13 protein-coding genes are annotated in these 16,794 nt (G+C 52.2%); 11 read left to right on the forward strand and 2 right to left on the reverse strand.

Annotated elements, in window-relative coordinates; translation table 11 throughout:
• Positions 1-2 precede the first annotated feature (2 nt).
• The 9 genes from H6629_09065 to H6629_09105 all read left to right on the forward strand — a co-directional run bounded on the left by H6629_09065 (position 3) and on the right by H6629_09105 (position 12,200).
• Positions 3-1,454 (forward strand): hypothetical protein, encoded by a 1,452-nt coding sequence (locus H6629_09065; protein MCB9067944.1) that lies wholly within the window; start codon positions 3-5, stop codon positions 1,452-1,454.
• A 271-nt stretch (positions 1,455-1,725) separates the two neighbouring features.
• On the forward strand, positions 1,726-3,042 hold the full coding sequence (locus H6629_09070) for a BamA/TamA family outer membrane protein (GenBank protein MCB9067945.1): 1,317 nt from the start codon (positions 1,726-1,728) through the stop codon (positions 3,040-3,042).
• 111 nt (positions 3,043-3,153) lie between these two features.
• On the forward strand, positions 3,154-3,816 hold the full coding sequence (locus tag H6629_09075; GenBank protein ID MCB9067946.1) for a hypothetical protein: 663 nt from the start codon (positions 3,154-3,156) through the stop codon (positions 3,814-3,816).
• Positions 3,813-5,294: a HAMP domain-containing protein gene (locus H6629_09080; GenBank protein MCB9067947.1), complete on the forward strand. Its 1,482-nt coding sequence runs from the start codon at positions 3,813-3,815 to the stop codon at positions 5,292-5,294. Before H6629_09075 ends, H6629_09080 begins: the two co-directional genes overlap by 4 nt.
• Before the next feature lie 50 nt (positions 5,295-5,344).
• Positions 5,345-6,697, forward strand: coding sequence for a sigma-54-dependent Fis family transcriptional regulator (locus H6629_09085; protein MCB9067948.1), 1,353 nt, complete (start codon positions 5,345-5,347; stop codon positions 6,695-6,697).
• Between the two features lie 92 nt (positions 6,698-6,789).
• Positions 6,790-7,398, forward strand: coding sequence for a sigma-70 family RNA polymerase sigma factor (locus H6629_09090; GenBank protein ID MCB9067949.1), 609 nt, complete (start codon positions 6,790-6,792; stop codon positions 7,396-7,398).
• A 3-nt stretch (positions 7,399-7,401) separates the two neighbouring features.
• The gene (locus H6629_09095) at positions 7,402-8,256 is read left to right on the forward strand and encodes an anti-sigma factor (protein MCB9067950.1); all 855 of its coding nucleotides are present in this window, start codon (positions 7,402-7,404) and stop codon (positions 8,254-8,256) included.
• Between the two features lie 331 nt (positions 8,257-8,587).
• The gene (locus H6629_09100; GenBank protein ID MCB9067951.1) at positions 8,588-10,714 is read left to right on the forward strand and encodes a DUF4331 family protein; all 2,127 of its coding nucleotides are present in this window, start codon (positions 8,588-8,590) and stop codon (positions 10,712-10,714) included.
• Positions 10,715-10,793: 79 nt separating this feature from the next.
• Positions 10,794-12,200 (forward strand): hypothetical protein, encoded by a 1,407-nt coding sequence (locus tag H6629_09105; GenBank protein ID MCB9067952.1) that lies wholly within the window; start codon positions 10,794-10,796, stop codon positions 12,198-12,200.
• 242 nt (positions 12,201-12,442) lie between these two features.
• Here the strand turns inward: H6629_09105 and H6629_09110 are convergent, their stop codons facing one another.
• Together H6629_09110 and H6629_09115 are read right to left on the reverse strand one after the other, a co-directional pair.
• Positions 12,443-13,594 (reverse strand): aminotransferase class I/II-fold pyridoxal phosphate-dependent enzyme, encoded by a 1,152-nt coding sequence (locus H6629_09110; protein ID MCB9067953.1) that lies wholly within the window; start codon positions 13,592-13,594, stop codon positions 12,443-12,445.
• Positions 13,557-14,429, reverse strand: coding sequence for a prephenate dehydratase (locus tag H6629_09115; GenBank protein MCB9067954.1), 873 nt, complete (start codon positions 14,427-14,429; stop codon positions 13,557-13,559). Before H6629_09115 ends, H6629_09110 begins: the two co-directional genes overlap by 38 nt.
• A 370-nt stretch (positions 14,430-14,799) precedes the next feature.
• On the opposite strand from H6629_09115, the gene trpD reads away from it, so the two are divergent.
• Together trpD and trpC are read left to right on the forward strand one after the other, a co-directional pair.
• Positions 14,800-15,825 (forward strand): anthranilate phosphoribosyltransferase, encoded by a 1,026-nt coding sequence (trpD, locus tag H6629_09120; protein MCB9067955.1) that lies wholly within the window; start codon positions 14,800-14,802, stop codon positions 15,823-15,825.
• An 81-nt stretch (positions 15,826-15,906) separates the two neighbouring features.
• Positions 15,907-16,719 (forward strand): indole-3-glycerol phosphate synthase TrpC, encoded by an 813-nt coding sequence (trpC, locus tag H6629_09125; protein MCB9067956.1) that lies wholly within the window; start codon positions 15,907-15,909, stop codon positions 16,717-16,719.
• The last annotated feature ends 75 nt before the right edge of the window (positions 16,720-16,794 follow it).

Below are 16,794 nucleotides of genomic sequence, written 5' to 3' on the forward strand. Positions count from 1 at the left end.
CAATGACACACAAAAACTTACTTCGCAAATGGATTGCCGTTTTGCTCGGCGGATTGCTGTTTTGGGCAAGCGGCTGCGACGAAGCGGCGACCGATCCGAACCCCGGCACCGGCGATCTGGAATTGAGCAGCGCGGCACAGGGCGTTGCGGTCACCGGATGGCAAACGGTCAACAATTTGAAAACACAGCAGCAGTTCGGCGATCTGGTCGGCGGCTCCGGCGATATCATCACCGATGAAGCCGGGATGATCAGCAGCACCGCAGAAATGCGCCGCGAAACCGACCGTGTTGCCCGCGTTTATCAATTCGCGCAGCAATCCGGCAGGCTCGCCAAAACCTCGGCAGACAGCCTTATTTGGTCGGAAGAATGGGACGACCCGATCTCCGGCACTGCCGGTCGCCGCGCGCTGATTTACGATGACCAAACCGGCATCGGTCGCATTTACGAAGTGATTTACCAGTTCCCCGCGCAGTTGCAATTGCAATACGATTCAACGGAAATTCGCATCGACCTGAACGCGACATTGCTCGATTCGACGGACGACAAACTGTTGCAAATAAACAAGTTGAGCGAATTTCGCGAGGGCTTTGCGGTGCAAAAAGTAACCGGCGAAGGCATCGTTACGGATTGGGATGCTGATAACGAAATTACCGGCGCAATCGTCACGAATATCGTCGAATACGGCAGTTTGCGAAATCTGGAAAAGCTCACTCAAATTGCCGAATTTAACCCGGACGGCAGCGGCGCTGTTTCGGAAACGTTCGATTTTCGCGATAATACGAGCACCCAAAAAAGCGTCACGTTTAATGCGAATCACACTGGCACATTTTCGGAAACCTGGCGGAACGGCACCACCGTCACCGGCACATTCGACGATTTTGCGGACGACAATCACGCCGCGCTGACCCGCAACATCGATTTTGCCAATCACCCGTGGCTGGACAAAATGACCGATCGCGCCGAATACACGCTCGATCCGGCCGATTCCAGCAGCGACGGCACCGTTGCCCGACTGCTCTATTTTTTGAACGGTAATCTGGACTCGATGGAGGTGCAGGCGCATCGCGAATTTGACGGCGCATATTGGACGGAAACGCTGCAAATCCAAACCGCCAACGATGGCGCAACAAATCTGACCGTCATCGAAAAGGACAATTTTGATGAATTCGACGGTGAACATTTCAGCCCGGAGGGCTATTATGTGCAATTTAACGGCATCGATTACGACAACGGCAGCGGCGAATTGTGGCTGAGCGTTTACGCCTCCAAAACTGCTTTTGACAACGGCGAACCGCCGATTCTTTCCGCGCACTACATTTACAATCCGGATGGCAGCGGCACCGGAACCATCACCGAAAACGGCAGCACCTACGATGTAAAATTCGATGCCGATGGCGCAATCGAGGTCGTCGATACCGATGGTCGCTCCGTCGCGTTGAACGGATTTAATTAATTCCTTTAGGGCGAACGCTCATTCGTCCCATTTCTTTTTTTGAATAAATTTTTAACAAAAGGGCGAGCAGCCGCTCGCCCCTACATTTTTTCTTGGATAGATTGGTCACCAATCCTAAATTCAGGCTGAATAATCACATAGCCGCAGAAATAATCGGGAGCCTCTGTATTTGCAGGATTGAACACAACAGGCAATTTTAGTCATTCCTGCGAAGGCAGGAATCTCCAGAAAAAACGAAATAGCTGCGGTAAAAATTTCGACCCGTAAATCAATGAAAAACAACATCCGACACATCCTCATTTTCCTGATTGCGGTTGCCGCGTTGCAACCGCTGTTCGGACAACAAGCGCTGACCGTGGAAACGCTGGAAATCACCGGGAACAGCAAAACGCGCGAATCCGTTATCCGCAATTATCTCACCATCCGCGAAAACGAACCGGTCACCCGTGAACAGCTTGCCGCGGACGAAGCCCGGTTGCGTAGCACCAATTTTTTCAAAGAAGTTCAAATTTCCATTATGCCCGGCAGTGAAAAAGGGCTGGCAAAAGTAACCGTGACGGTCAGCGAGCGAAAGTGGCCGTTTTTCCAGTTCAAAAGCGGATTTAACGAGCTGGACGGCTGGTATATCAGCCCGATCGGGCTGCGATTCGACAATATTTTGGGACGTGGCAACGTCCTCGGCTGGGAGCTGATCATCGGCGATCGCGTGGCGGGTGCACGGCTGGCATACGTTCGCCCGTTTTTGTTCGGCTCGGAATACGATCTCGGTGTGCAGATTTTCGGCTACAACCGCGAATTTCTCCATTTTCAGCCGGACGAGCGGCTCCGCCAACAGGTTCGCGATGCCGGATTCAAGCTGCAAATCAGCGGTAACAGCGGTCTGGCGAAATATTTTTCCGCCGCGATTGTCGGGCAAAACGTGGTGCCGGACACTTTTCTTACCCGCGAAAGAAACGGCGACGAGCGGTTCGACGCGCCCACATTTTTGCAGCAGCCGGTGGACACCCAAAAAATCGGGCGGTTCATTTTGGCGTTCACGGTCGATACGCGCGACCAGAAAATCCACCCGCTTTCCGGCTGGTGGGGCAGCGCGGTGCTCGATCAGGCAACCAAAGAATTGGGCAGTTTCGCCAGTTTTTACCGCTTCACGGTGGACGTGCGGCGCTACCAACCGCTCTGGAAAAAGCTCACCGGTGCGGCGCGCATCCGTTGGGGAACGGTCAGCGAGAGCGCGCCGTTTTACGAAAAATTTTATCTCGGTGGACCCAATTCGTTGCGCGGTTATGCCGATCGCAGTTTGACGCCGCCCGGCTACGCTGCGGAAATCGCCCAAAGCAGCGTGGAACTGCGTTTCCCGCTTTCGCGCCGATTGAAATATGACCGATTCACCGGTGTGCTGTTTTTCGATGCCGGCTACGCCTGGAACGATCCCGAAGCATTTGATTTTTCTAAATTTAAAAGTGGCATCGGTTGGGGATTGCGGCTGCGACTCCCGATCGTCGGGTTGCTCCGCACCGATTTCGCCTACCCGCTCGATGGCGACGACCGCGAAATGCGCGTACACGTTTCGTTGGGGCATACGTTTTAAAGGATAAAGGATAAAGGGTAAAGGATAAAGTGAAGTGTGAAAAGCGATGTGAAACTGCTGATCACCCATTCACTCTTTTACCCACTCAAACAATAAAAACCCGGACGTAATTTGGACCATCGCTATCGCAACATTTTCTGGCTGATTGCATTTTGCCTGCTGTTTTCCGGGAAAATGCCGGCACAGCAATCACCGCAAGTTGATGAATTACAGGTATTTGCGGAAAATGATTCGCTGCGCTGCCGATACGCCATTTCCGATCTGTTCGCCGGGAACACCCGCCAGACGCTGCTGTCCGGTTTGCCGGTACTGGTCCAGTTGCGCTGGCAGTTACTCGATGAAAACGAACGCGCGATCACCCAAATTATCCAAAAATTTCAGTTGAAATACGACATTTGGGAAGACCTTTTTTTTGAGGAATCGCCCAACGGAAAAAGCCAGTTTGCCAGCATCGAGGCGCTGGAAAGCGCCTGGCAATCGCCGGAACCGCAGCTGATTCTCGCCGGAAATTTACCGGACGCGGAATCCAAACTGCGCATTTCGCTGGACGTAAACGTGGTTCTGCTCAGCCGAACACAGGGGCAGCAGCTCAAAAACTGGATTTTCAACGCCAACGAAACCGAAGAATCGCTGCCCGGCAGCAACCGCGACACCGGTTTCACGCTCGATTTGAACCGCCTCTTTTCCCTCTTTTTCAGCCGTTCGGATGTGATCGAACAAACCAGCGTCCGCAAAATTTCGCCCGATTTCACCCTCAACGAACTACGCCGATGAAAACCATTCGCGCCAAATTGTTGCTCCTGTTGCTGGCGGTCGTTGTGCTGCCGTTTGTGCCCATCGTCTGGCTCGTGAATGATCTGGTGCATCACAGTTACAACGTGGGTGTCAATCCGCAGGTGGCGGCGGCGCTGGAAAGCGGCGTCGGCTATTCGCGGGAGCTGTATCAACAATATAAACAACAGCTTGCAACACAACTTTCCGCGCTTAAAATTGATCCGGCTTCCCCCAAAATACCGGAAAATTCGTCGCCGTGGCGATTCACATCGGTGCAAATTTTCGATGAAAATCTGGTGCAACGATCCGCCGTTTTGCGCGATTCTGCCGCAATTCCGGCAATCGATGCGAGCCATTTTGCCCAGCTCCGCGAGAGTGAATCGCCGCAACTGATGTTCACGGATCGCGAGGCGAACGCGTTCATCGCGATGGAAAAACGCGGGCGTCAATTCGTTGCGCTCACCGCCGCGCTCGATGAATCGTTTCTCGAAAAATCCGGGCAAAGTTTACAGATATATCAGTTGTATCGCACGCTGTCGTTGTCCCCGGCGTTTATTCCCACGCGTTTTTTGCTGGCATTTTTGTTGCTCAGCGCGGTGATCATCGCCGGAACCGTTGGCGTTGCCTACTGGCTGTCGCGGCGCATTTCCGAACCGATTGCGGATTTGGTGAAAGGCACGCAGGAAATCGGGCGCGGCAATCTCGATTACCAGATTCCCCAGCGCAGCACCGATGAACTCGGCGAACTCGTGCAATATTTCAATCGCATGACCGGCGAGTTGAAAGATTATCAACAGCGCACGATTTATCTGGAAAAAATGGCCGCCTGGCAGGAAATCGCCCGGCGGCTGGCGCACGAAATCAAAAACCCGCTGACACCCATTCAGCTTACCATTCAGGAAATGGTCGATCAATACGATGGCAGCGATCCCGAATATGCGCAACTGCTGCGGGAATGCCACGGCATCATCGGTGAGGAAATCGAGAATTTGCGGCGATTGGTGCGGGAATTTTCGGATTTCGGGCGAATGCCGGAGCCCGCTTTCAGCGAAACGAACCTCAATTTGCTGATTAGCGATGTGGTGAAATTGTATCCGCATCACAGCATTTTGCTGGATTTGTCGCCGGAAATTCCGCCGCTGCAACTCGACGAAGACCGCATTCGCCGGGTGCTGATCAATCTGGTTGAGAACGCTATTCAGGCGGATGCGACCGAAAATCCGGTAGAAATTTCCACTGCTAAAACAGTTGACTTTATTGAACTTATCGTTCGTGATCACGGCAGCGGCATTCCCGAAAAACTCCGCGAAAAAATTTTCGAGCCGTATTTTACCACCAAAAAATCCGGCGTGGGATTGGGTTTGGCCATTACCCGCAAAATGATTGAGGAGCACGGCGGCGAAATCCGCGTAGCTTCCGAGCCGGGCACTGGCACGGCGTTCACCATTCGGTTACCAATACAGCGTTCGAACATGTAAAAAATGTATTCGTTATTTGGCAGAAATCGAAACAAATATTAGCTTTCAGCATGAAAAATCTGACCGTCTGTGTCGTTGATGACGAAAAAAATATCCGCCGTTCGTTTGAGCTGATTTTGCGCAATCGCGTGAAATCGCTGCAGGTGTTTGAAGCCGGTGAGGCGTTGCTGGACGCGCTGCCGGGCGAAACAGTTGACGCGCTGTTTCTCGATGTGCAACTGCCGGGCATCGACGGCATCGAAACGTTGAAACGGCTGAAAGAAATCTCGCCAACAACCGAAGTGGTGATGATTTCCGGGCACGCAACGCTCAGCACCGCAGTGGACGCCACTCGCGCCGGCGCGTATGATTTTTTGGAAAAACCCCTTCAAAAAGAGAAAATTGTGCTCACGCTGGAGCACCTCGCCGAACGGCAATCGCTGAAGCAGCGGTTTGCCGATTTGCAATCGGCGATTTCGGCGGAAAACCGCATCATCGGCGAGTCGCCGGCAATTCTCTCCGTGCTCCAAAAAGTGAAAAAAATAGCGCCGACGGACAGCAAAGTGCTGATTACCGGTGAAAGCGGGGTTGGCAAAGAGCTGGTGGCGTTCGCGATTCATCAAAACAGCACGCGCGCAAAGCAGCCGTTTGTAAAAATGAACTGCGCCGCCATTCCGGAAGATCTGATCGAAAGCGAACTGTTCGGCAGCGAGAAAGGCGCGTTCACCGGCGCAACCGAACGCCGCGACGGAAAATTTACGCAGGCGAACGGCGGCACGTTATTTCTCGATGAAGTTGGCGATATGAGTTTGCGCGTGCAAACAAAGGTATTGCGTGTGTTGCAAGATGGTGATTTCCAGCGTGTCGGCGGAAAAGAAACGCTGCGCGCAGATGTGCGGGTGGTTGCCGCAACCAATCGCGATTTGGCGGAAATGGTCAAATCCGGCGATTTCCGGGAAGATCTGTTTTTCCGGCTGAATGTGCTGCCGATTACCGTGCCGCCGCTGCGAGAACGCCGGGAAGATATTCCGCTGCTGGTCGAGCATTTTGCCCGGGAAATTTGTCGGCGAAACGATCGAAAATCGCCGCAATTTGATCCGGCAGTGATGCGCCAGTTGCAACAGTATCGCTGGGCGGGCAACATACGCGAGCTGCACAATCTGGTTGAGCGGCTGATTATTCTCGCCGAAGGCGACCGGATTTCCGTTGCGGATTTGCCGGAATATTTGAACGTGACCGTAAATCCGGCAGACGCAATTGCGCCGGGTAGCAAATCGCTGGCAGAGGTTCGCGAAATCGCCGAACGGCGCTACATCGAGCGCTGCCTCGCGGAAACGGACGGCAACGTGACGCAGGCTGCAAAATTGTTGGGGATGGAGCGCACCAATCTCCATAAAAAAATGAAATCGCTGGGCATTCAATAAACTGTTCGCCCGAAAAATCAACAAATTTGTTGCTTGACAATCCTGCCGCAATTCAAGATATTAGGCATTATCAAGTGAAACTCAGGAAAATCATGCCCCAAAATTTCGATACGGTGTCTGAAAAATTACAGTCTGCGACGGATGATGAGCTGATCGAACGGTTGAAATCGGGGCAATCGCAGGCGTTGTCTGTGCTGTATGACCGCTACGCTTCCCAGCTGTATGGCCTCTCACTGAAAATTTTACAAAACCAATCGCTCGCTCAGGACGTAATTCAAGAGGTGTTTTTGAGCATTTGGAAAAATGCCAAACAATTTGACCGCAAACGCGGTGCACCGATGGCCTGGATGACAATTTTGTGCCGCAACCGCTGCATCGATATTTTGCGATCGAAAGATACGCAAACCAAACGCAGCGCATTTTCAGCGGATGATGAAATCGGAAACCCGGCGCTGATCAGCGAAGTGGAAGAAAGTCCGCTGCATTTGGCGGATTTGTCCCAGTTGCAAAATACTGTCAAAACGGCGTTGGCGGCGTTGCCGGATGATCAGCGGGATTTGCTGGAACTCGCGTATTTTCAGGGATTTTCGCAATCGGAAATCGCCAAAAAACGGGAGCTTCCGTTGGGAACCGTAAAAACCCGGATTCGCTCGGGCATGCTGCGGTTGAGAGAGATTTTTACCCGTATCGGGATCGAGTAACTTATGAAAATGGATAACGAAAAATTGCAAGAACTTGCTGCTGCGTATTCTTTGGGAATGTTGGAAGACGACGAGCGCGAAGTTTTCGAAAACCTGATTAAATCAGGCGATCCGGATGCGATTGCCCAATTGAAAGCCATGCAGGAAGTGGTGACGGTTTTGCCGATGGCGGCAGAGCCGGTAGCGCCGCCGGCATTTTTGAAATCGAAAATTATGGCGGAAATTGAGGCGGAAGCCAAACCGGAAATCGCGGAAACTCCCGCAACGTCCTATCGCGAAGATTCCCGGTTTGAAACGATTGTGGTGGAGCAACTCCGCGAAATGGCTGCCTTTTGGCGCCGCCTGACCTGGGGCGTGGCGATTGCCAGCCTGGTTATTATTGTTGGTGTGGGCATCTATTCCATAAAACTGAAACAGGATGTCCAATATCTCGAAAAACAGGTGGAAATCGGCGGAAACCTGATCAACAATCTGGAAACGGAGCTGAAACGCAAAAACGAATTTTTGACGATTGTGCAGGATGCCAGCGTAAAAGTGTTCGCGCTGAACGGATTGGAAGCCGCACCAAAAGCCTCCGCAACCGTATTTTTATCGGCGGATGAGAAAAAAGCGGTGTTTTCCGCCCAAAATTTGGGCGATTTGGCGACCGGCAAAGATTACCAATTGTGGATGCTCAAAGGCAACCAACCGGTGGACGCCGGATTGCTGACCGCCGAAAACGGTCATTTTGTGGCCACATTTGCGGTCGATTTTTCGCTGGATGAATTGAGCGCATTTGCCGTAACCGTTGAGCCAAAAGGTGGCGTTCCCCAACCCACCGGCACAATGGTGCTGCTGGGAACCACTTCCGGCAGTTGATATTTTTATCATAAAAAATCGAAATTTATCATTTTAGGCGAACGGTTGTTCGCCTTTTTTGTTGGGTTTGAAAAAATATTGCTGATCGATAAGTTGTTGTAAATATGCGATTTGCAGATGTGATCGGATACATTTTCTAAAAATAATTCCCTTTTCTGAAATCCACTCACCCACCTCGTTCGTAATTCAACTGCAACGATAAAACATTGCTTTAATGCGCATTAAAGCCTTTTCATAAACCAAATCTTATGATGGAGGCTATATGATTTCCATAAATCGATCATTATTTCGAATACTGATTTCGGCGTGGTGCATCCTCGCGACAGCCGGCATGCTGATGTTGCATGCCAGCAGTCACCGCGAAGCGCCGCTAATCAGCCAGGATCCGCTGGCAGACAATACGGATTTATATGTGTTCCGGTCACCGGATGACCCGAATTCTGTTATCATTATCGCAAATTATATTCCGCTGGAATTGCCGGAAGGCGGACCGAATTACGCCACTTTCGGCGAAAATATTCGATATGAAATCCACATCAAAAACAGCACGTATGTGGGAATGCTCGGCGGTGCGATGGACGACATCACCTACCGTTTCACGTTCACGCAGGAAAACGAAGACCCGACCACGTTTTTCAACATCCGGTTGGGCATGCAGAACCTGAAAACCACTTACACTTGCGAAAAAAGCACCGATGGCGGAATGAGCTGGACAACCATCGTCGATAACGGCGTGGTGCCGCCGAACAACATCGGGCCGCGTTCCATCGAAGGCGCAGCCGGACTCGGCACCAGCTACGATCAACTCGTGCAAAACGCGATCACCACCGCAACCACCGGCGAAACGGTATTTTGCGGACCGCGTGACGATGCATTTTTCGTCGATTTGGGCGGTATTTTCGATCTCGGACAAACCCGCAGCGCATACGGCACGAACGCATCCAATCCGGATAACGCCCGCGATGCCGTTGCCGGTTTCAACACGCACACTATTTCGATGAAAATTCCCATCAGCATGTTGCAAAAAGATGGCAAAGACGTCAGCCAGGCAACCGGCATTCTCGATCCCGATTTTGTGATCGGCGTGTGGGCATCTGCCAGTCGTCAGCAAATCAAAACCTTGTCCATGGATGGCAGCAAACCAACCTACAGCGGACCGTGGGTGCAGGTATCCCGTTTGGGCATGCCGTTGACTAACGAAGCGATTATTCCAATCGGCGAAAAAGATCACTGGAACTCCGTGACGCCTTACAGCGCGGAAGAGCAGGGTTTTGTGGCGTATTTCGCGAATCCGGAATTGGGATTGTATATGGATGACAGCCAGTTCGGCGGTGCAGTTCCGGCGCTTTCTGATCTGCGAATCCAGTCCATGAGCTATCCGGCAATTGGCGTTATTCCGGGCTATTCCGATCCGGGATTTGATTTCCGCAACGGAAAAGACGGTGCATTTGCCGCCGCATTTATTCCCGGCATCGATTTCACCGGAACTGCGATTGCCGTGCCCACCGGACCTGCGGCAGACGGAATGCCCATCCAAACCGCACTGGTTGCGCCGGGCGAACCGCGTCGTGCGGATGTGTTTCCGGTATTCTATTTTGGTGTGCCCGCTTTGCCGCCGTATGAACTGGCAACCGGCAAAACCGGTGGACCGCTCAGCAAAGGTAAACCGTTTATTCACAACTTTTTACCGATCACCAGCGATGCCGGTGTGCTTTACGGTGGCGACATGCTCCGGTTGAATATGGCAACGCCGGTAACGGATCGCGGCAACAGCGAATACACAAATAACGCCCGGATGGGGCTGGTTCGCGCCGCCGTGTTGGGATTGACAGATCCGGCATTTGCGGACACCACTATTCAATCCATTCCGCACATGGACGGTTTCCCGAACGGACGCCGTTTGGAAGATGACGTGACCACCATTTCGCTGCAAGCGGTTGGCGGGCTGGTGTTGGCAGCCGTCGGATTTCCGTTTGACGATGCAACCGCCGGAAATTACAGCGATCTCGCATCGCCGGCGCTGGTTGCCGAACTCACCTACAACGGCGGCCCGACAGCCAACGATGTGCCGTTGCTCAGCCAATTCCCGTATCAGGCAGAGCCGCACCGCGGATACGATTATGTGAAGCAATTGACCGCTGTTGAGCCAATTATGGTTGGCATCAGCGAATCGCCGATTGGCGTTGGTGTGCCGAAGGCGTTCATTCTGGAACAAAATTATCCGAATCCTTTCAATCCGTCCACGACTATCAAATATCATGTGTCGAAACCGGCGGATGTGCGCATCAATGTGTATAACACGCTCGGTCAGTTGGTCGCCACGCTGGTGGACGGACAAAAAGCAGCCGGTACCTACTCAATCAATTGGGACGCCAAAAATCTGGCGAGCGGCACCTACTTTTATCAAATGGAAGTGGGTAACGATATCATCACCAAAAAATCAATTCTTGTGAAATAGCCATCCTTCAGGCAGCGCGCATTGTCGGGGCAGCGATGTCCCGGCAATGTGTTATTATCGAAAAATTGAGGACAATAAAATGATTCGCAAAATAGCCATTTTAACAGCTTTCGTCATTGCAGGATTTACCGGGATGTTGATGCTCAAGCATTACGTGATTGATGTGCATGACCACGATCATCACGATCACGATCATCACGGTGTGCATGAGCATTCTCACGATCATTCGCACGAAAAAGATGTGCAAATTTCCCCGAAACTGCAGCAATTGCTCGACCGCGAAACGGCGCTGAACGCGGCAATCCAACAACGCCCGGATGATTTGAAAAGCCGCACCGCACTCGCGGAAACCTACGTGCAGCTCGCCCGGATGAACGGCGATCACAATGATTTTGTGCACAAAGCGCTGCGGGTTGCGGATAACACATTGGACATCGCGCCGGAAAATACCGAAGCGCGGATGATCAAAATTTCCGTTTTGCTGACGCTGCATCAGTTTGAAAAAGCTAAAATGTTGGCGGAATCGCTGGCAAGGGAATTTCCGCATAATGCCTTTGTTTACGGCGCACTCTGCGATGCAAATGTGGAACTCGGCAATTATCCGGAAGCCGTTGCGGCGTGTGATAAAATGTTGAGCATCCGCCCCGATTTGCGCTCGTATAGCCGCGCATCCTATCTCCGGGAAATTCACGGCGATATGCCCGGCGCTATCGCAGCGATGAAATTGGCGGTGAAATCCGGTGTGCACGGCTCGGACGAACGCAATTGGGCGCTGTGTCATCTGGCAAATTTGTATCTGCAAACGGGTGATATTGAAAACGCGGAGATAATTTACAACGGCGTGCGGGAGCTGCAACCCAACCGAACTGAAGCGATTATCGGTTTGGCGGATATCGCCAGTATTAACAATGGGTTAAGCGAAGGGATATCTGTGCTGGAAACATATGCAGATCACGATGCGGATCATAAAATCATCGAAAAACTGGCGCTGATGTTAGTTGCAAACGGCAACGATTTGAAAGCCACAGAGATGATCGCGCATGCAGCAGAAGGATTGCACGAACAGGCTGCAATCGGCTGGAATATTGATCTGGAACTCGCCAGATTTTACGCCGATTGCAACGTGAATCTGGACGAAGCGCAGACGCGCATCGAGCGCGAATATCAGCGTCGCCCGGAAAATATTGATGTGTTGGCAACCTACGCATGGGTGGAATTCCGGCGCGGCGAGATCCAAAAAGCACTGCCGTTGATGGAAAAAGCGCTGCGGATGGAAACGAAACGTCCGGTATATCTGTATCACGCGGCGGAAATTTACAGTGCTGCCGGCGATCTGCGAACCGCACAAAACTATCTGAAATTATGCAAATCTGACAAATTTTTGCTACCCGCACAAAATCTCGAAAGCGCCCGCGAATTGGAAAAACGACTCCACCAATTTGCGCAACAGGCACAGGTCACTCCCAACAAGCATCAAAAAAGCTGAGTTGTTCGGCGCAATCGAGTTGTCCTCACACACCCCCATAAGCTCCGGTCTGTTCGACGGGGCTTTTTTTTCTGGATTCTGGATGTTGGATTCTTTGGATTCTGGATATTGTTAGAATTGGGTTGATTGCCAATCTGTAGTAGGTAACAGTCGCGACAGTTCCGTCTTTTATTTCAAAGTGAGCGCATCGCAACGAAGCAATTTATTTCCAGCATCCAGAAACCAGAAACCAGAAACCAGCCTCAGGAAACCCGCCCAACTGCCTCTGCAATTTTCTCTGCCGGCGCGCACAGCGACACGCGAATGTAACCGCGTCCGTTGCTGCCAAAAATGCTCCCCGGCGCGATAAAAATATCTTTTGAATAGAGCAAATCATCCACAAACGCTTCGGCGTTTTTTGCGGCATCCGGCAGTTTTGCCCATGCGAACATGCCCGCGCTGCCGCTGTCGTAAGTGCAGCCGAGCGCATCCAGAAACCGATACACCAGTTGCTGACGATCCACATATGCGGCGTTTTGTTCGGCGTGCCATTCGTCGGAATTTTGGAGAGCTTGCGCAGCCGCGAGTTGCATCGGCAAAAATTGTCCGGAGTCGATATTGCTTTTTACCTTGATAATCGTATCGAGATAATCCGCGTTTCCGCAAAGCATGCCGACGCGCCATCCTGCCATATTGTGCGATTTGCTGAGCGAGTTGAGCTCGATGGCGCAATCCAGTGCACCGTCAACTTGCAGCAGGCTCAACGGATTGGGGTTCAGAATGCGGCTGTATGGATTATCGTGGCAGAGCAATATTTTGTGCTCGCGGCAAAAATCGATAATTTTGGCGAAATCCGCCAACGACGCCGTCGCGCCGGTGGGCATGTGCGGATAATTTACCCACATGATTTTCGCGCGGGACAAATCGGTTTTGGCGAGCGCATCGAGATCGGGCAGCCAGCCGTTTTTGGCGGAGAGGTCGTAAAATTGCGGTTCGCCGCCGGCCATTCGCGCGGCAGATGGATAGGCCAGATAACCGGGATCGGGCACCAACGCGATATCGCCGGGATTCAAAAACGCCATCGAAATGTGGAAAATGCCCTCTTTCGAGCCGAGCAGCGGCAAAATTTGCGCATTCGCGTCCAGCATAACGCCGTAGGTTCGCGAATAATATTCTGCCATCGCCAGGCGCAATTCCGGCGCGCCGCGATACGGTTGATAGCCGTGCACGTTCGGCAGCGCAGCGTTGCGATTCAGTGTTTCAATCGTTGTTGCAGATGGCGGCATATCGGGATTGCCGATCGCCAGATTGATAATCGGTCGCCCCTTTTGCGTCAGCGACCGCACCTCTGCGAGTTTTTTTGAGAAATAATATTCTTCAACCTGAGAAAGCCGGTTGGCGGACGGTATGATCATAGGGAATCACTCCGGATTTATAAATGCCCAGTATTTTGATGCCGCGGGCAAAGGGCGCAGCCGCCGCAATCCCGCGATGAAAATCGTCTTCATTTTGCCACAGTAAATCGATGTGAAAGGCGTATTCGTTCGGTTGACCGGGAATGGGAATCGACTGGATGAGCGAAAGGTTCAACCCGTGCTCGCGAAACACCTGCAACACGCTCACCAGCGATCCGACTTCGTGGCTCACCCGAAAGCTGATCGACGCTTTGTCCGGCGGTGTGCCGTTACGGTATTCCTTGTTCAGCAAAATCAGGAATCGCGTGTAATTTTTTTTGAGATTCTCAATTTCTTCGCCCAAAATCTGCAATTGATAGCGATTTGCCGCCATTTTGCTGGCAATCGCTGCCACGCCCCGCAGATTGTTTTGGCGAATTTCCCGCGCGCTTTCCGCCGTATCGAACGATTCAATCGCCCGCAAATGCGGGTGCGCTTCCAGAAAAACGCTGCACTGATGCAACGCCATCGGGTGCGAACGCACGGTTTCGATGTCCTCGATGCGCTGTCCCGGTAGCGCCATCAAATTTTGCTGGATGTGCAAATACGTTTCGCCAATGATGTGAAAATTGTATCGCTCCAGCAGGCTGTAATTCGGCAAAATGCTGCCGGCCAGCGTGTTTTCGATGGCCATCACAGCGGCGTCCACTTCGCGATTGGCCAGCGCATCGCAGAGCCGCCCGAACGTCATGCATTCCAGCAGTTCCACCGGATGTCCGGCAAAATATTGGCGCGTCGCCATATCGTGAAAGGATGCCTGACCACCCTGGATCGCGATTTTCATGTGCTGTTTCATACGAAATTCCTTTTTGTAGGGCGCGGCGTTGAAGCGCCCAAAATTCTGCAAATAAAAAAGGCTCCGTTTTGCGGAGCCTTTCAAGATTCGATATTGTCTGTTTTGCGCAAAACCGTCCTGTCAGGCTCCGTTGGTCTCGAAACCAAAAAAGAAAAACAGGCTAAAAAAGCGACGGATAATTGCGTTCAAAATATTTCCTTTGTTCAAACGTTGCCATTTTAATGCGAATTGCGGAGAATGTCAACGGATAATTCGGCAAAATTTGCTTTTTTGAAAAATTTGTGTCGGCGACGAGAAAAATTGATTTCGCCACCCGCATTCTGTAAATTGGGCGACGGTTTAAATGTGAACATCAATAATCAGGCAAAAAATGATTCAGCAAGCAATACACAAACTTCTCGAACGAACCCATCTCACCCACGAAGAAGCATTTGGCGCGATGCACAGCATTATGTCCGGCGATGCCAGCGATGCGCAAATCGGCGCGTTCCTCATCGCCATGCGCATGAAAGGCGAGCAGGCGCACGAGATTGCCGGATTCGCCAAAGCGATGCAGCAAAAAGCGCATCCGGTGACGGTCGATCGGCTGGGCGAAGCGCTGGATATCGTCGGCACCGGCGGGGACGGGAAGCATACTTTCAACATTTCTACAATCGCTGCTTTGGTGGCTGCCGGGGCGGGAATTCCCGTTGCGAAGCACGGCAATCGTTCCGTTTCCAGCAAATGCGGCAGCGCGGATGTGTTGCGCGAACTCGGTGTAAATATTGATCTTGAGCCATTGCAAATGACGCGTTGTGTCAACGAAGTGGGCATCGCATTTTTGTTTGCGCCGCGACTGCACCCGGCGATGAAATACGCCATCGGACCGCGCCGGGAAATCGGTGCGCGCACGGTTTTCAACATTCTCGGTCCGCTCACCAATCCGGCCGGCGTACGCCGACAGTTGATCGGCGCATACAATCGCGAACTCGCCAAATTGATGGCCAGCGTTTTCCGCGAACTCGGCACGGAACATACGCTGGTGGTGCACAGCTCGGACGGAATGGACGAAATTTCGCTGGCTGCGCCGACCCATGTTTTCGAATTGCGCCACGGCGATATCGCGGAATACGAAATCGATGCGACAACCTTTGGTGCCACGCCGTCGAACGACAGTCTGGAAGGTGGCGATGCGAAAGATAACGCCGCGATTGCCCTCAAAATTCTCAACGGCGAAACCGGCCCGCGCCGCGATGTGGTGGTGATGAACGCTGCCGCCGGTATTTACGTCGCCGGAAAAGCCGATTCGCTCGCCACCGCCGCAGATCTCGCCCGCCACAGCCTCGATTCCGGCGCTGCGCTGGCAAAGCTGGAAGCCCTCGGCAAACTGACGCAGGAAATGAGTGAGGAAGAATAAGGATAAAGGATAAAGGGTTAAGGATAAATATTCTCTTTTCGTTTGTTTCGTATATTTCGTAGGCATTGAATTGATAATAAAATGAAACCAAAAATTGACATTTTAGCCAAAATTATCGCGAAAAAGCGGGAAGAAATCGCGGCGCGAAAAGCGGAAATCAGCATCGCGGAATTGCTGCGATTGGCAGATGAAGCACCGAAACCGGAATCGCTGATTCGCCATTTGCGGGAAAGCCCGCACCTCCCGGTAATCGCCGAATTGAAAAAAGCCTCGCCATCCGCGGGCGTGATCCGCGATGATTTTGATGTGCTGGCACTCGGCAAAATGTATCAGCAGGATGGCGCGGCCGCGCTTTCCGTGCTCACCGACGAATCGTTTTTTCAGGGATCGCTGGATTTTTTGCGGCAGCTTCGTCCGCACATTCAGGTGCCGATGCTGCGGAAAGATTTTATCATCGATGAATACCAGATTGCCGAAGCCCGCGCCGCCGGCGCAGATGCGATTTTGCTGATCGTGGCGGCGCTGGAAAAAATGCAATTGCGCGACTTGCACGCCGCCGCCAATAAAATGGCGATGGATGTTTTGGTGGAAGTGCACACTGCCGAGGAACTGGAAATCGCCATGTCCGTCGATACGCCGCTGATCGGTATCAACAACCGCAGTTTGCACACATTCGAGATCGATCTGGCGGTCACCGAAACGCTCGCTGCCCAAATTCCCAAATCGGTAACGCTGGTCGGCGAAAGCGGCATTTACAGCGCGGATGACGCCCGCCGCCTCACCGATGCCGGGGTTCACGCGCTGCTCATCGGCACATCATTCATGAAACAGCCCGATCCGGGGATGGCGCTGGCAAAACTGATTCGCGATTATCACCGGTTTTCGCATCATTGATGAGTGGAGAAGTGGTCAGCAATCAGCTTTCAGCGATCAGCAATTTTAGCATTTGTTCATCGAACATCGCTTATC

This window comes from Calditrichia bacterium (genome assembly GCA_020634975.1).
GTDB lineage: Bacteria > Calditrichota > Calditrichia > RBG-13-44-9 > J075 > JACKAQ01.

Coding starts and splice junctions, on each gene's coding strand:
- H6629_09065 (MCB9067944.1), top strand. CDS start 3: ATGACACACAAAAACTTACTTCGCAAATGGATTGCCGTTTTGCTCGGC.
- H6629_09070 (MCB9067945.1), top strand. CDS start 1,726: ATGAAAAACAACATCCGACACATCCTCATTTTCCTGATTGCGGTTGCC.
- H6629_09080 (MCB9067947.1), top strand. CDS start 3,813: ATGAAAACCATTCGCGCCAAATTGTTGCTCCTGTTGCTGGCGGTCGTT.
- H6629_09085 (MCB9067948.1), top strand. CDS start 5,345: ATGAAAAATCTGACCGTCTGTGTCGTTGATGACGAAAAAAATATCCGC.
- H6629_09090 (MCB9067949.1), top strand. CDS start 6,790: ATGCCCCAAAATTTCGATACGGTGTCTGAAAAATTACAGTCTGCGACG.
- H6629_09095 (MCB9067950.1), top strand. CDS start 7,402: ATGAAAATGGATAACGAAAAATTGCAAGAACTTGCTGCTGCGTATTCT.
- H6629_09100 (MCB9067951.1), top strand. CDS start 8,588: ATGCTGATGTTGCATGCCAGCAGTCACCGCGAAGCGCCGCTAATCAGC.
- H6629_09105 (MCB9067952.1), top strand. CDS start 10,794: ATGATTCGCAAAATAGCCATTTTAACAGCTTTCGTCATTGCAGGATTT.
- H6629_09110 (MCB9067953.1), bottom strand. CDS start 13,594: ATGATCATACCGTCCGCCAACCGGCTTTCTCAGGTTGAAGAATATTAT.
- H6629_09115 (MCB9067954.1), bottom strand. CDS start 14,429: ATGAAACAGCACATGAAAATCGCGATCCAGGGTGGTCAGGCATCCTTT.
- trpD (MCB9067955.1), top strand. CDS start 14,800: ATGATTCAGCAAGCAATACACAAACTTCTCGAACGAACCCATCTCACC.
- trpC (MCB9067956.1), top strand. CDS start 15,907: ATGAAACCAAAAATTGACATTTTAGCCAAAATTATCGCGAAAAAGCGG.